This window comes from Segatella baroniae DSM 16972 = JCM 13447, assembly GCF_000426585.1.
GTDB classification, from domain to species: domain Bacteria; phylum Bacteroidota; class Bacteroidia; order Bacteroidales; family Bacteroidaceae; genus Prevotella; species Prevotella baroniae.
Genome location: NZ_AUFQ01000027.1, coordinates 1 through 14238 on the forward strand (window position 1 = coordinate 1; position 14238 = coordinate 14238).

The 14238-nt window shown below is 47.4% G+C and carries 9 protein-coding genes and 1 pseudogene; 8 read left to right on the forward strand and 2 right to left on the reverse strand.

Annotation, left to right across the window (positions count from 1 at the left end; genetic code table 11):
- Nucleotides 1-468: 468 nt before the first annotated feature.
- Nucleotides 469-1599 (reverse strand): DNA-processing protein DprA, encoded by a 1131-nt coding sequence (gene dprA / locus K334_RS0112235; protein ID WP_027445042.1) that lies wholly within the window; start codon nt 1597-1599, stop codon nt 469-471.
- 168 nt (nt 1600-1767) lie between these two features.
- Here dprA and K334_RS0112240 point away from each other — a divergent pair, with 168 nt between their 5' ends.
- The 8 genes from K334_RS0112240 to K334_RS14245 all read left to right on the forward strand — a co-directional run bounded on the left by K334_RS0112240 (nt 1768) and on the right by K334_RS14245 (nt 13716).
- Nucleotides 1768-2304: a sigma-70 family RNA polymerase sigma factor gene (locus K334_RS0112240; protein ID WP_025880945.1), complete on the forward strand. Its 537-nt coding sequence runs from the start codon at nt 1768-1770 to the stop codon at nt 2302-2304.
- 21 nt (nt 2305-2325) lie between these two features.
- The gene (locus tag K334_RS14035) at nt 2326-3492 is read left to right on the forward strand and encodes a FecR family protein (RefSeq protein ID WP_161625388.1); all 1167 of its coding nucleotides are present in this window, start codon (nt 2326-2328) and stop codon (nt 3490-3492) included.
- A 60-nt stretch (nt 3493-3552) separates the two neighbouring features.
- The gene (locus tag K334_RS14040; protein WP_081658102.1) at nt 3553-7191 is read left to right on the forward strand and encodes a SusC/RagA family TonB-linked outer membrane protein; all 3639 of its coding nucleotides are present in this window, start codon (nt 3553-3555) and stop codon (nt 7189-7191) included.
- A gap of 17 nt (nt 7192-7208) precedes the next feature.
- Entirely contained in the window at nt 7209-8708 is a 1500-nt protein-coding gene (locus tag K334_RS0112255; RefSeq protein ID WP_161625389.1) for a RagB/SusD family nutrient uptake outer membrane protein, read from the forward strand.
- Nucleotides 8709-8721: 13 nt separating this feature from the next.
- Nucleotides 8722-9609, forward strand: a complete 888-nt coding sequence (locus tag K334_RS0112260) for a putative zinc-binding metallopeptidase (protein ID WP_107581468.1) — start codon at nt 8722-8724, stop codon at nt 9607-9609.
- Between the two features lie 108 nt (nt 9610-9717).
- Nucleotides 9718-11400 carry a S8 family serine peptidase gene (locus K334_RS0112265; RefSeq protein ID WP_161625390.1) on the forward strand — a complete coding sequence of 561 codons (1683 nt, stop codon included), beginning with the start codon at nt 9718-9720 and terminating at the stop codon, nt 11398-11400.
- Nucleotides 11397-12557 carry an aspartyl protease family protein gene (locus tag K334_RS14045; protein WP_025880949.1) on the forward strand — a complete coding sequence of 387 codons (1161 nt, stop codon included), beginning with the start codon at nt 11397-11399 and terminating at the stop codon, nt 12555-12557. The genes K334_RS0112265 and K334_RS14045 overlap by 4 nt, the downstream gene beginning before the upstream one ends.
- A 4-nt stretch (nt 12558-12561) precedes the next feature.
- The gene (locus tag K334_RS14245; RefSeq protein WP_051218764.1) at nt 12562-13716 is read left to right on the forward strand and encodes a thioredoxin family protein; all 1155 of its coding nucleotides are present in this window, start codon (nt 12562-12564) and stop codon (nt 13714-13716) included.
- A gap of 345 nt (nt 13717-14061) precedes the next feature.
- Here the strand turns inward: K334_RS14245 and K334_RS14940 are convergent.
- Nucleotides 14062-14238, reverse strand: a pseudogene (locus K334_RS14940) (IS1380 family transposase); the annotation flags it as partial.

Sequence of the window (14238 nt, forward strand, 5' to 3'; positions counted from 1 at the left end):
GAGCGGCAAGAGCGCTATGCCGCAAAATCTTTCAAAACGGCCGGTTTCATCGTGACTTTGAAGCCGGCCGTTGCTTTTTCGCCCATGAATGCAGGTTGACGTCCATGCATCTGTAGCGATGTAGCCTCCTGTCTTGTTGCTTTTCACCCATGAATGCAGGTTGACGTCCATGCAGATGATGACCCTGGAGGGGTCGCCCACGGTCATAACAGCTATCTTTGGGCGACCCTTCCAGGGTCGATTTCCGCCTGGTCTTCTATCCCCTGGTCACTCCGCTTCGCAGAGATGACCAGGGGTTATCGAGCGATGAAGCCGCTGGCTTCACTTCCTGCGCAGCCTGTGGCAGGCATTTCTTGATTCCCAATGGTTCATGCGGACATGCTCATGGTGCATAGCGCATGCTACCGTCTGTACTGTGCGTGGCTACCGCGCAGCGGTTGGTCCTTTTAGAGCCGGGGTGGGTCTTTGTTACCTTATCAAATGATAGCTGCCGCCGGCCATGGACTTGACGATTCCCTGCATTTCAAGTTGGAAGAGGAGGCTGGAGAGGGCGGGCATGGGCAGGTTGGCGCGGACGGACAGCTGGTTGATGGTGAGGTCGTTGGTGGCTGTGAGCGCGTCGACGACACGCTGTTCGTCGGGCGAGAGCGTGGGGAAGAGCTGCCGCTCGATACCTTCGCGGCGCACTTTCTGTAGCATATACTCTGTTTTCCAGCCCATGGCGTCGGCGAAATCCTCGGCCGACGTGATGAGAGCGGCGCCGTTGTCGCGTATCAACTGGTTGCAACCCTCGCTGTATTCGGCTCCCACGGGACCGGGAAAGGCAAACGTGTCACGGTTGTAGTCGCGCGACAGCCGGGCCGTAATGAGTCCGCCGCCCCGTGCCGCGCTCTCTACGAGGACGCAGGCGTCGCTCATGCCCGCTACGATACGGTTGCGGCGCACGAAGTTGGCCTTGTCGGCGTTGGTGCAGGTGGTATATTCGGTGAGCAGTCCGCCGTGTGTGGCCATTTCGTTGGCTGTGTTGCGGTGGGTCGGCGGATAGAGCGTGTCGAGGCCGTGAGCCAGTACGCCCACCGTCGGCAGGCCGTTGTGGAGCGCTTGTCGGTGGGCGTGGATGTCAACGCCGTAGGCCAGTCCGCTGACGATGAGCGTGTCGGGACAGAACCGCTGCAGGTCGGTCATGAAACGACGGATGAGATCTTGTCCGTAGGCCGTGCAGTGGCGGGTGCCCACGACGCAGACCACGTGGCGTGCGTTGAGGTCGGTCGTGCCCCGATAGTAGAGAGCCAGCGGCGCATCGGCGCACTCCAGCAGCCGTCGGGGGTAGCGTTCGTCCTTCGGTGTGAGTATTTCCACGTGGTGTTGTTCGGCCCATCGCAGCTCTTCGTCCACCCGTCGCCGCACTTCGTCCGTGTTTTGAAAGAGTGCCATGAAGCGTGGCGTGGCCTCGGGCATCAGCGTGCGTATGTCGTTGCTGTGCCCTATGATGTCGGTTGCGTTGCCCACCTGCCGGTAAAGCACCTGCATCTTGTCAATATGCCAGAATCCCAGTCGGGCCAGTATGAGCGTATTGTAGAGTTCCTGTGTGTCGATCATCTTTATTTAGGTATTTTTGATGATTGCGAAGTAACGAATTATTTTACTTACAACAAAGGCTTTTCGTTAAAAATGTTGGTTTTTTTCAAGTTAATATGCTTCAAGTTGGCCTGTAATCGCAGGATTTTGTGTAAGTTTGTAAAATAGTTTTATTCATAAAAGCGTATAATGATGGGCGTACGTGATCGGGAATGCGCATTTGAAAAGTTGTTCAAAGAAAATTATTCCCAATTATATTATAATGCTCTTTATATAGTGCATGATTCGGAAGTGGCCCGAGATGTGGTGAATGATGTCTTTACTCGCGCTTGGGAAGACTTTTCCTACCCGCATCATCGATATGGTGTTGCCTATTTACGGCAATGTGTTTACAATCGTTGTCTGGATTATCTGAAACATGCTAAGGTAGAGTCTGCTTATGCCAAGTTCTTTCTTGACATGAGCCGGCATGGCATAGACTGGAACATGGATGAACAGGAAGAATACATCGAATTGATAAATCGTGTGATGGAAAAGCTCCCTGTTCGTACCCGTTTTGTGATGGATCAGTGTTTTTATGAGGGACATACCTATAAGGAAGTCGCGGCCTTGCTCGATATTTCAATCAGTGGGGTGAAGCAGCATGTCATGAAAGGTTTGCGATTATTGCGTGAATCTTTTTCTATAGAATACGCAAACCGGAAGATAACCAAAAAGAATCGATAATCGTTATATTATATAATGAACATGGATATTGATAATTTACATCAGAACACGGACGCTACAGAGGAGCACGAGGTGGTGAATCGGATAGATAACTGGGACGAGTTGACGGATGACGAAATAGGCGCGTTGCTGTCTGACAAAGCTTCGCAGGATGCGTATCGTTTGTTGTGGAGCTATCGTTGTGCAAGACTTAGAGAGAAAAGTCCAGCTCCTGACACAGCGAAAGCTTGGAAACATTTTTGCGCTACCGAGCTTGCGCCCCGCCGCTTACGGAGTTCTTATCGGCGCAGATTGTTGTATGTTGCCGCCGCGGCTGCTGCCGTTGTCGCAATGGTATGGGGCGTTTATTCCTATTTAGATGGCCGACCGGCTGCCGATCATCTGATGGCTTTCGTGGCAGAAGACCGCCCGCAGAAGATTTTGTTGGGCAAAGCCGACGAACAGATGAAGGATATTGAACTCGCCTATCACGATGAAGGGGTGGTGATTGATGACGAACGGGCCGATTTTTCACATACCTCGACGCGTGCGGAGGGGGTGCGAATGTTGTCTACACCTCGTGGGAAAGCATATAAACTGATTCTTTCCGACGGCACAAGTGTTACGCTCAATGCGGAGAGTAAGTTGATATTTCCGGCTCGTTTCTCGGGCGATGTAAGACGAGTAAAACTGAAAGGGGAAGCTTATTTTAAAGTGAAGAAAGACGCCCGGCATCCTTTTATCGTAGAAACCGATAGGATTCTGACCCGTGTATTGGGCACGGAGTTCAATCTGAAAGCTTATCCCGGCTCGGACAATCATGTGACTTTGGTGTCGGGTTCGGTGGCGATAAGCAATAAAACGAGCCGTCAAAAAGTCGTATTAAAGCCCGGCGAAGACGCGACATTAAGCGATGACGAAGGATTTAACGTAACCTGTGTCGATACGGAGTATTACATTCAGTGGAAAGACGGTTATTTTTATTTTGACAATCTGCCACTGATTGACATCCTGAAGGAAATCGGCAGATGGTATAATGTGAGCATTGAGATCTGCGATAACTCCTTGATGAGCTATCGTCTTCACTTCATTGCCGACCGCAATGCCGATATATCACAAGTCGTGAAAAACCTGAACGCGTTCAGTTATATCGAAGCCGAGTTGAAAGATAACAAAATCGTTCTTTCTAAAAAAAGAGAGGAAAACTAATGCCCGATATTTCATTTGGGTCGTTAATCCTATAGGTGATACCTTAAAAATACATCATTTATGAGTTATAAACTAAAAAAACGGCAAGCGTTGAGTAGATTTGCTTGCAGGATTGTTGTGGCGTTGTTTGCTGTTTGGGGAAACGTTGCTGCTGTCGAAGCACAATCGTTGACCGACAAAATTACGGTGGAATGTCGTAATGAATCATTGGCCAACGCACTGAAAAGAGTTGAAAAAGCATCCGGATTCAAGGTCTTGTTCACCTATGATGAGGTGCAAGGTTATACGGTTAGCGTACAACTAAAAAACAAAACGGTAGAGAAAGTCCTTTCTCTCTTGCTGCAAAACAAGCCTTTCAGGTATTCCGTGAATGGTAAGTTTATCAATATCACGCAGACATCTGCCCAAACGGGCGGAGCCTCAGACGGCTTGTCGCAAAGTGGTTTGTCCGGAAATCAGGCGGGAAAAGGCAAGGTCGTGATTCAAGGTAAGGTCTTATCCGAAAATATGAGAGAGCCTTTGCCCGGAGTTACCGTCTTTATTAAAGGGACATCGGAAGGCGCTCAGACCAATCTGGAAGGCTTTTTTAGGATAGAAACCTATACGAAGCGTCCTGTTCTGCAATTTACTTATGCCGGCATGAAGGCTGTGACGGTGGCATGGCATGGCGAGGAAATGCTCCATGTGACGATGGCCGACGACGTGTCGCTTATCGATGAGGTCATCGTTACCGGTTATCAGCGTATTAGAAAAAACGAAATGATCGGTTCGGCCAACACAGTACAGATAGAAGATCTTTTCTATGACGGACAAAAGAGTATCGAACAGATGTTGCAGGGAAAACTGTCGGGTACGAGTGTATTGAATACCAGCGGATTGGTAGGTGCCACTCCAAAGGTACGCGTGCGTGGAACGTCTACTCTGTTGGGCAATCAGGAACCGGTGTGGGTGGTCGATGGTATCATTCAGGAAGACCCGCTGCCATTTAAAACGCGTGACCTCGATGCTTTGGGCAATATCAATCAGGACAATTTCGACATGATTAAGAATTTCGTAGGTAATTCTATCTCGTGGTTAAGTCCAAACGATATTCAGACGATTTCCGTGTTGAAAGATGCCGCAGCGACAGTGATGTATGGCGTGAAAGCGGCCAATGGTGTCATTGTTATTACAACCAAGCAAGGTAAGAGTGGACGTATTTCAGTGAATTACAGCGGTGGTATATCCGTCACTCCACGTATACACTACAGCCGGATGAACCTGATGAATTCCTCGGAACGTATCGATGTTTCAAGTGAAATTTATCGAAGAGGACTTATCAGTGAGGCCAATCGTCCCCTCGAACGAATCGGATATGAAGGACTTTTAGGGCAATATTTGCGTAAAGAGATTACCTATCAGCAATTTGTGGATGGGGTAAGACAGGCACGTTCCAACAATACAGATTGGTTTAAAGAGTTGTTTCGCAATTCGATGAGCCATCATCATGGTGTAAGTCTCAGTGGAGGATCGGGCAATATGAATTACTATGCATCACTTAATGGTTCGTTTACTAATGGTATATCCAAAGGTAATGATTCGAAAAATTATAGCGCTTCGGTGAGCATTGATACCAAAATCAGTAGTAAGGTGAGTTTGGGTGTGCGCTTGAATGCGGCTTCTCATGAAACCCATGGTTTCTTCCGCGTAGATCCTTACTACTATGCCCGAACGATAAACCGTGCCATTCCGGCATACAATGAAGATGGTTCCTTGTTTTATTATGCTAAAACACAGGATGCCAACCGCAGAATGTATAATATCATCAATGAACTTAATAACACAGGAAATACCAATACGACGAACACAATGGCACTCTCTGCCAACCTGAGATGGATGATCGCTGAAGGCTTACGCTTTGAAGGTCTGCTCGGATACAACACCTCCAACGTGGTCGGAGAGTCGTATGCCGATGAGCGGAGCTTTTTTATTACCAATCTGCGAGGCTATGAGTTCGGGCTTTATGGGCCTGGAGACCTGGAATATAAGAAGTCCCGTTTGCCGCATGGAGGCGAATTGAACACGACGGAAAGCCGCAACAAGAACTATACTTTGCGTGCTACCTTATCTTATAATAAGATTTTAAACGACGTACATCGACTGAGTTTCATGGCCGGAGGTGAAATGCGTAGCAATAAATACGATGGATATAATACGACCGTTTATGGTTATTTCCGTCAGCGTGGCAAATCGATTATGTTGCCGCCACGCCAAGTTGTAGACCCGTTGAATAGTTCCAATTTGATAGCCAATGAACTATACGATAACTTCTCCAACTCCGTTATCGACCGTAAAATCAATACTGTCGGCCTGTTTGCCACAGGAATGTACAGCTATGCCGAACGTTACATCTTCTCGGCCAGTGTCCGTTCGGACGCGTCTAACCGTTTCGGACAGGACGAACGCAACCGTTTCCTGCCTGTATGGTCTATGGGTGCCCGTTGGAATATCATCAACGAACCTTGGATTAAGGAACTGTCGTGGATTAGTGATTTCAATGTGCGTGGCTCATACGGTTGGCAGGGCAATGTCGTAGAGAACTGCGGCCCCGACCTGATAGCGCAGTTGGGTCGTGGTCGTGATTTTATTGATATCCGAACAGGACGTTATATCTTGAAGATAAAGTCATTACCTTATGACAATCTGCGCTGGGAAAAGACGAAAAGTATCAACCTTGGTATTGATTTCGGTGTATTGAAAAACCGTATTGCCTTCAGTGCGGAATATTATTCGAAGCATACATCGGACATGATTGTTTCTAAAGCCGTGCCTTATGAGTATGGAGTTTTGTTCATGCCAATCAACGGTGGCAGCATGACCAACCGAGGTTTCGAGTTGACGGCAAGCGTAACGCCTGTGAGAACCAAGGATTGGGTGTGGAGTTTTTCGCTTAACACGGCAAAGAATTTCAACGAAATACGATCCACTATCGCCGAAAATCAGAATTGGAGAGCCGCAGCGGGAGGCTCTGTTCATAAGAAAGGTTATCCGGTAGGAGCCTTTTGGGCATGGAATTTTACGGGACTTGACTCGCAAGGAGGGTATCCTTTGTTTAAGATTCCAACCAAAGAAGAAGGTGCTAATCCGTTCGACGCTACAACCTATATGGCCTATGCCGGAACAACGGAGCCTGATTTCTCGGGTGGTATGTCGACCGTGTTGCGTTGGAAAACATTGACTTTGTCTACATCTTTCAGTATTGCGCTCGGTGGAAAGCGCTTCCTTACAGATTTGTTTGATGAAGATTATTTGAATAACAGCACACCTTCGGCCTATTCCAATTTGTCTAAAGACATGGTGCGGCGTTGGCAAAAGCCCGGTGATGAGGCGCATACCCAGATTCCTACCATCCCTTATCGAAACATACCGCTGGTGAATTTGCCTGATGGATCAACGGAGTATCGTCACCGAATGTACAATTATTCTACGGCACGGGTAGTAAATGCCTCTTTCTTACGGTGTAATAACATCTCTTTGTCCTATACAGTACCCGCGAAAGTCGCAAGCAAGATGATGTTGAAAAACCTCTCTGTCAGCGGTGCTATTAGTAATCCGTTTATCATAGTAAGCAAAGATTATAACGGCGTAGACCCCGAAGTAGCTACCGGCTCTCAGCCGATTACGCCGAGTTATAGTCTTACTTTGAATTTTAGTTTGTAATTTTAATGATGGCTTCAATGAAAAATATCATATTCTTAGGCGCGTTATCGATAGCCTTGTTATTGACGGCTTGCAGCGATTTTCTTACAGAAAGCAGTCAAGACGAGGTAAGACCAAGTACTACAACCGATTTGGAAGAACTACTGTTGGGTGAGGGTTATGCTTCTCGTACGCCTATCTTTCCTTATCTTGAGTTGTTGACGGATAATGTAGAAAGCAATTACTCCGACGCCACAGGTCAGGAAACGATGCTTCTTGGTGGTGGACCGGTTTTTACTTGGGCTGAAGACATGTTTGAACAGTTGCAGAAAAACAATGTGCCATGGTATAATTCGTGGCAGAATCTCTATCATTGGATCAATGGATGTAATGTTGTCATTGATCAGTTACCTTTGGTCACTGGTTCCGAGCAGGCAAAAGAACGTATCAAGGCCGAGGCTTTGAGTCTGCGCTCTTTCTACTATTTCATGCTTGTCAACGCATATGCGCCACCTTACAACACGGAGAATACAGAGGCCAACGCGGCTCCCGGCGTGCCACTTGTTCTGAAGTCTACGGTGAAAGATGAGTTTCCGAAGCGCAGTAGTGTGGCTGAAGTGTACGAACAAATCGTAAAAGATCTTCTTGAAGCACGTAACCTCTTTGCCAAGAATGGCCCGGTGGCTCATAACGTGTACACCGTATCGCCGTTGTTTGTCGATATGTTGTTGGCTCGGGTATATCTTTATGAGGGCAAATGGGATGAGGTTATCAAATACAGTTCTTCCGTTATAGAACGTAAGCCCACGCTTTTGAAGCTTCGTCAGTTCTATTCGTATGACGACTGGCAGGGCATCGTGATGTATGATATGTCAAAAGGTGGCGTGTATAACAGCGGTAGTCCGGAATTGATCTGGGGCTATTCGGTCAACGGCGAGTATTCGGCATATTTCATGGGAGTGAACTTTTATATCGACCCGGGTAAGCTACCGGCCTTCACCGTGAGCAAGGAACTGGAAAACAAGTATGCTTCCAACGACATTCGGCGTGAGGCTTACTACAATGCCTACCTTGTTATGAATGGTTTTTTCCCTGAAAAACATCTGTTGGTAGGCCGTAAAAGTGATAATGTTATCCAGAATCCTACCAAAGGAATGCGTGTGGCGGAAGCTTATCTGAATAGAGCTGAGGTTTATGCCCGTAAGTATCTGCTCACCAAAGATGAAGAAATGCGTAGGTTGGCGTTGAACGATCTCAATACATTGCGTGAGGCACGCTTCACAGATCCGTATGTAAAGCTGGATATAATGGATGGAGAGGAACTGTTGAAAGCCTGCTTGGATGAACGAAGACTTGAGTTCAGTTTTGAAGATCATCGCTGGTTTGATTTGCGGCGATTGGGAATGCCTGCGCTCCAGCATACTTTCTCTATCGTAAAAGGGCAGGTACAGACTGTTCGCTTGGAAAAGAACAGTAGCAAATATGTGCTGCCCATCCCTCGCGAAGTGAGAGAACGGAATCCGGAATTAGATAAATAAGAATGACGAAGATATGAAACAGAGTATATTATATATAGTTTTGGCGTTGACATTGGCCGCCTGTGGAAATGAAGATCCGGTCAAACCAACCAATGGTTCTGAAGAAATCGTAGGCCCGCACACCCTGCCTCAAGGTAATCATCCTTATGATAAAACAATTCGGGAGGTGTATGATAAGACAGGTTCCTTGTTGCTTTATAAATTTAGCGATACTGATTTTGCATGGGGATCTACACAAAGTTTCCTGTGGAGCAAGAACAGAATGCAGGATGAGGGCTATCTTTACGCATTGCCGGAAGAGGCACAGGTGGGGGAGCAAGTGTCTTTATTGAAGACGCAATTTTTGGATTTATTCCCTACCGAGTTCCTGAAAAAGCATTTGCCCTTGCGCATTCTGCTTTGCGGAAAGCTCTTTTATCTGGAAGGTGGATATACCGAAGTACCCACAGAAGAGGACTACAAGCGTATCAATGCCTTTGAAGGCTACGAGTATTTTGCGGTGAATTGGGGAAGCAGCGAGCTTCCGCAGATGACCAAAGAACAGAAAGACCAATTCAGACAGGATATGTGTACGCTCTTATTACGACGTATCTATCCCGATGTAAACAAGGGAACGGCGCGCGAAAGTATTCCTCAAGCTTTTACCGCGGTATCTGCTTACGGCTCTAATATTGAGGGTTCATTGGCAGAAGGATTCTTAAATAGCGCTCATAAGAGCAGCGAGCGTGAGGACTGGTTCGACTATTTGAAAACTATTGTGTCTACTCCGTTGGCCAAACTTGAGGCTTCGGATGGAGTCCTGAGTCATGAGTTGGTAAGACGGAAGTATGATATTGTCATTAGGTATTTCAAAGAACAATTCAATGTAGACTTGCAGCGTATCGGTAATATGAGCGATTAAGTGCTGGCAGAAGGTATCGAAATCAAGAATAAACATAAAGGATGCTCCGATTAGAGGAGCAGGATGAAAATGAAACACATGAACGTAAATAACGCAATCCTATCGATAATGCTTTTATTGTTTGCGCCTTCGATGGCGCAAACGATGAAGGCACAGGAATATAAACAAAGTGATCTTGACTGGTATAACCTGTATCCTACGGCTGATAAGGTCTATGGAGTGGGGGCGAACGAGGCCTATCAATTGCTGAAAGGGCGTAAAGCCCGGCGCGTCGTCGTAGCCTTGATAGGCTCCGGCCTGGATGTGAGCCACGAGGATTTGAAAGGTAAGGTCTGGAAAAACCAAAGAGAGAAACCTAATGGCCGCGATGACGACGGTAATGGACTGGTAGACGACATTGTCGGTTGGAACTTCTTGGGAGGTAAGGACAAGGCGGGCACAAATCGTTCGATGAACTTTACTTTGAACCAAGGTGACCGGGAGTATTTCAGGTTGCGTGAGAAATATGCCGACTATGTGTCTGATGGCAAGCGGTTTTATAAGTTCGACGGCGACGAGATGGTGCAGGTAGATGCGCCACGGAATATGAAAGAATACCGATATTATCGTGATACGATTGTGTATGAATCGCCACTCGCTTCACGATACGCAGGCATTCTGGCAGCCAAAGTCGTGCGCCACTATACCAAGATCTTTGACGCGAAACTCCGCCAGCGTTTTCCCGGTCAAGAGATAACGCTAAAAGAGTTCGAGACACTCTATGATAAGAACGCGCCAAAGGATTCGTTGGCGGATATGTCTTTCATGATATTGGGCTATAGTTTTCCTATTGCCAAGACGGAATCATGGAAAAAGATATATGAGGTAGAAATGCAAGGAACACCTATCCGTCAGGCTCAGCAGGCGTATGAAGCGTATCTTCAGAAGCATGGTGACGACAACCGAAAGGAAATTGTGGGTGATAAACCGAATGATATTCGCGATACCCGTTACGGGAATGGGCAGCTGTTGACGGAAGATGCCAACATCGGAACCATGGAGGCGAGTATTATTGCCGGTGTGAGAGATAACCGAATCGGTGGCGACGGCATTTGTAACGAAGCGCTTGTCATGCCTTTGCGCGTTGCGACCGCCGGCGATCCGTATCTCAAAGACGTGGCTTTGGCCATGCGATACGCGGTCGATCATGGGGCGAAAGTTATCGTTCTGCCTTCTCAAAACACGTTGTTTCCTGCTTCAGAACGTAGCTGGATAGCAGACGCTTTGCGCTATGCGGAGCAGAAGGACGTACTTGTGATTGCGCCAGTTACAGAGAGTTCACAGGACTTGGGGCACACATTGTATTATCCGAATCGGTTCATGATTCCCGGACATGAGCTCGGCAACCTGATGATTGTGGCTCCGAGCGACAAGGAAGGCAAACCTTCGCTGAGTGCGAACTTCGGTCGGAAAGAACTGGATATCCATGCTCCGGGGAAGGAAATCTATACGGCCGGCGTGGGAAACACCTATGGATTGGCTACCGGAACGGGCATGGCCGCTGCGTCGCTGGCAGGCTCTGCAGCCTTGATAAGAGCCTACTTCCCCTCGCTGAAGGCTGGTGATGTGCGCCGGTTGCTCAACGAGACCGCAACGAAACCGAACGATATGGAGGTTGAAAAGACGATGGTGGTGAACGACCGTAAGGTTCAAGACCTGTTCCTATATTCTGATCTCTGCCTTTCGGGAGGCATTGTCAATGTGGCAAATGCCGTAAAGGAAGCCATCAAACGCGAGCAATCGAAAAAATGAAAGGCCGCAATTATATTCTTTCCGTCGTCTTGCTGCTGTTGCCGTTGAGGCTTGTTGCGCAAGATCTTTCGATCAAACGGTATGCCGACACGATACGGTATGAAATGAAATATGGACGCATCATCGTTCCTGTCACGGTCAATCAGGTGGTATACAGATACATCTTAGACACCGGAGGGCAGACCGCTACCATTTGGGAGGAGGCAAAGGCGATGGGAGGACAGCTGACCGGAGCCAGCAAGGTGACGGCCGACATGAACGGCAAGGCCAATATGTATTCGATGGGAAGGTTGCCTGAGGTGAAGATTGGAAGTAATCTGAAACTGTCGCTTACTACGATTGCGCTACCCGATATCAAGGGATTTCGGGAACTGGGTGTAGTCGGAATCCTCGGCGGTGACGCCTTCAAGGATGTTGTCATGGCTTTGGACGGGACGAAAAGTGAGCTGCGCCTCTATTATCCTTATCGTCCGAAGGGGCTGAAGCTAAGCGATGGCATTCCGTTAGCTTATTCGGAGACGTGGCATGTGAACTTTCCTTTGTCGTTTTCAGGCGCATCCGTGCAGGTCATGTTCGACACAGGAGTGCCCGAATTGCTTACGATGAGCGAAAAAGATTACCTTTTTTTGGCGCAGGCCCAGGTCGCAACGGTCGTTCGGAAGGGTAGAGGAACGTTGGGCGCAGGCCTTGAAGGGCCGGGTGAAGCCAAGCCTTTGAAGCAGGTTAAGCTGGGCGAATTCGCGCTGGGTGGCAAGTCTTTTCAGAATGCTACGTGCCTTGTCGCCCCCAATGTACCAACAATACTCGGCGCGGAATTGCTGAAATACGGTGTCGTAACGATTGATTATCCTCGTGGACGGTTTTATTTTCAGCCCTACGAAGAGGCTTCCGCGGATCTCGCGAAGGCTGCTCCCATCTGGGATGTGAGTATTCTTCCTGCCCACGGAAGGTTTGAAATAACCGCGGTTTGGGAACCTCTGACTGACCGATTAAACATCGGTGATGAGGTTGTTGCCGTCAATGGGAAAGATATTACTCGCCTTCTGTTGAGTGAAACAACGATTTCTGACATCTTCGACAGGCTTATTTCGTCAGAAACCACCATTACGATGAAGCGAGGGAATCGGAAGTTCGATATTCCTGTTCATCGGCGTTAAACAAATGATTATGCGTGTTTTCAAGTTTATTCTTTTCCTTTTGGTCGGTTTGTTGTCGACTCATTCGAGCGTGTTTGCTCAATCGGCCAACTCTCTTCAGGAAACTTATGACTATCAGGAGTTGGATGACGGTTCCATAGCCGTTACTTTGCAAATGGATGGTCGGGATGCTTTGTTCGTGTTAAGTGTGTCCAAAGAAACGGCTTTGTTTAGCGAAACACTTCCTAAAGAGGCTACTCCCGCCCTTCCGCACACCCTTGTCTTGGGGCAGAGTCTGTATGCCAACGAACGGATTTTTCCATATACGACGAGGCCATTGGCCTTCCGAACGAGTAAGGTTGTGGGAGTTTTGGGGCTTGACATGCTGCGGAATGTAATCTTGACAATCGATTCCAAGCAACACAAACTAACCTTTTCCAGCCCTTACAGACCCGGTTTTATTAAATTGAGCAATCGGATTAGATTGCTGACAGAACCAGAAAAGGAGGTAAAGATACCTGTTTCTATTGATAGAAAGGATTACGCTTTGCCCATTTCATTGGATTTTTCTTCGCTTCTTTGTCTGACGCCCGATGACCTACAACGTGTCGGGAAGACAGATTCTTGCACAATCCGAATCGCTAACACGTCAATTCGGACCATTCCGGTCGGAACGAATCAGCCCGCTCATTCTTATCTTGGGCGTGATCTGTTGCGGCATGGCTTGCTTTCAATAGACTTTACTAAATCGGCCGTTTACTTCCAATCTTTCGACTCTTCAGCGCCGTCTTATGACGCTTCTGTCGAAAAGCAACCGATAATGACGGATGGCAAGGTGGAGGAAATAGGGCGAACCTACTTCTTGAATCATATCTGGGACTACACCACCCATCATCAATTTGCCTATAAAGATTCTGTTCCCGCAGTGATAGACTTCTGGGCAACATGGTGTGTTCCTTGCAAACGGCTTTCACCTTTACTCTCCCGATTGGCCGAAAAGTATAAAGGAAAGATTCGATTCTTTAAAGTCAATTACGTCACGGAGCAGCAATTGTCTAAAGATTTGGGCATAGAAGCCTTACCAACCTTGTATATCATCCCCGCAAAGGGATTACCGCAACAGATAGTTGGGCCTAAACTCGAGGATGTAGAACCGATGATTCAAAAGTTACTCAGATAATTTCCCGAGTCCTAAGCATGAATTTTGATATGATGAATGCGCAAATATCTTGATTCCAAATCGGTCATCAGATAATGTAATTTTACAGAGAACTCTTGAACGTTCATTGCAAACTTAGCTGTGTTCCCACATTTCTCTGACGATTGATTTGGATTTGTCAAGCCTTTAATAAGTCCTCAAATCCGCAACTAAGCCCTTGAAGGTTCTTATTGCGTTTACACGTCCTCTCATTACTGAATTTGCAGATAATTTGAACTTGAAGCACCCACTTCTGCCTACAATATCCCCTTACCCCACAATGTGACTTGAGGCAATACACAATATCATTCCCATAAGTTGTAGGCACTATCCAAAATCAGTCTGGAAAACATCTGCGTAAGCATAATTACAGGTATAGATATTCAGCACATACCGCCTTGATGTCTTGATCCACTTGGCTGGTACAGAGATAAACCTGAAGACAAACGCTTTTATGCGACTTGTTACATTGAGTCCGAACTTCTTTACGTCAAGTCTTTGAAT

Coding starts and splice junctions, on each gene's coding strand:
- dprA (WP_027445042.1), bottom strand. CDS start 1,599: ATGATCGACACACAGGAACTCTACAATACGCTCATACTGGCCCGACTG.
- K334_RS0112240 (WP_025880945.1), top strand. CDS start 1,768: ATGATGGGCGTACGTGATCGGGAATGCGCATTTGAAAAGTTGTTCAAA.
- K334_RS14035 (WP_161625388.1), top strand. CDS start 2,326: ATGGATATTGATAATTTACATCAGAACACGGACGCTACAGAGGAGCAC.
- K334_RS14040 (WP_081658102.1), top strand. CDS start 3,553: ATGAGTTATAAACTAAAAAAACGGCAAGCGTTGAGTAGATTTGCTTGC.
- K334_RS0112255 (WP_161625389.1), top strand. CDS start 7,209: ATGAAAAATATCATATTCTTAGGCGCGTTATCGATAGCCTTGTTATTG.
- K334_RS0112260 (WP_107581468.1), top strand. CDS start 8,722: ATGAAACAGAGTATATTATATATAGTTTTGGCGTTGACATTGGCCGCC.
- K334_RS0112265 (WP_161625390.1), top strand. CDS start 9,718: ATGCTTTTATTGTTTGCGCCTTCGATGGCGCAAACGATGAAGGCACAG.
- K334_RS14045 (WP_025880949.1), top strand. CDS start 11,397: ATGAAAGGCCGCAATTATATTCTTTCCGTCGTCTTGCTGCTGTTGCCG.
- K334_RS14245 (WP_051218764.1), top strand. CDS start 12,562: ATGATTATGCGTGTTTTCAAGTTTATTCTTTTCCTTTTGGTCGGTTTG.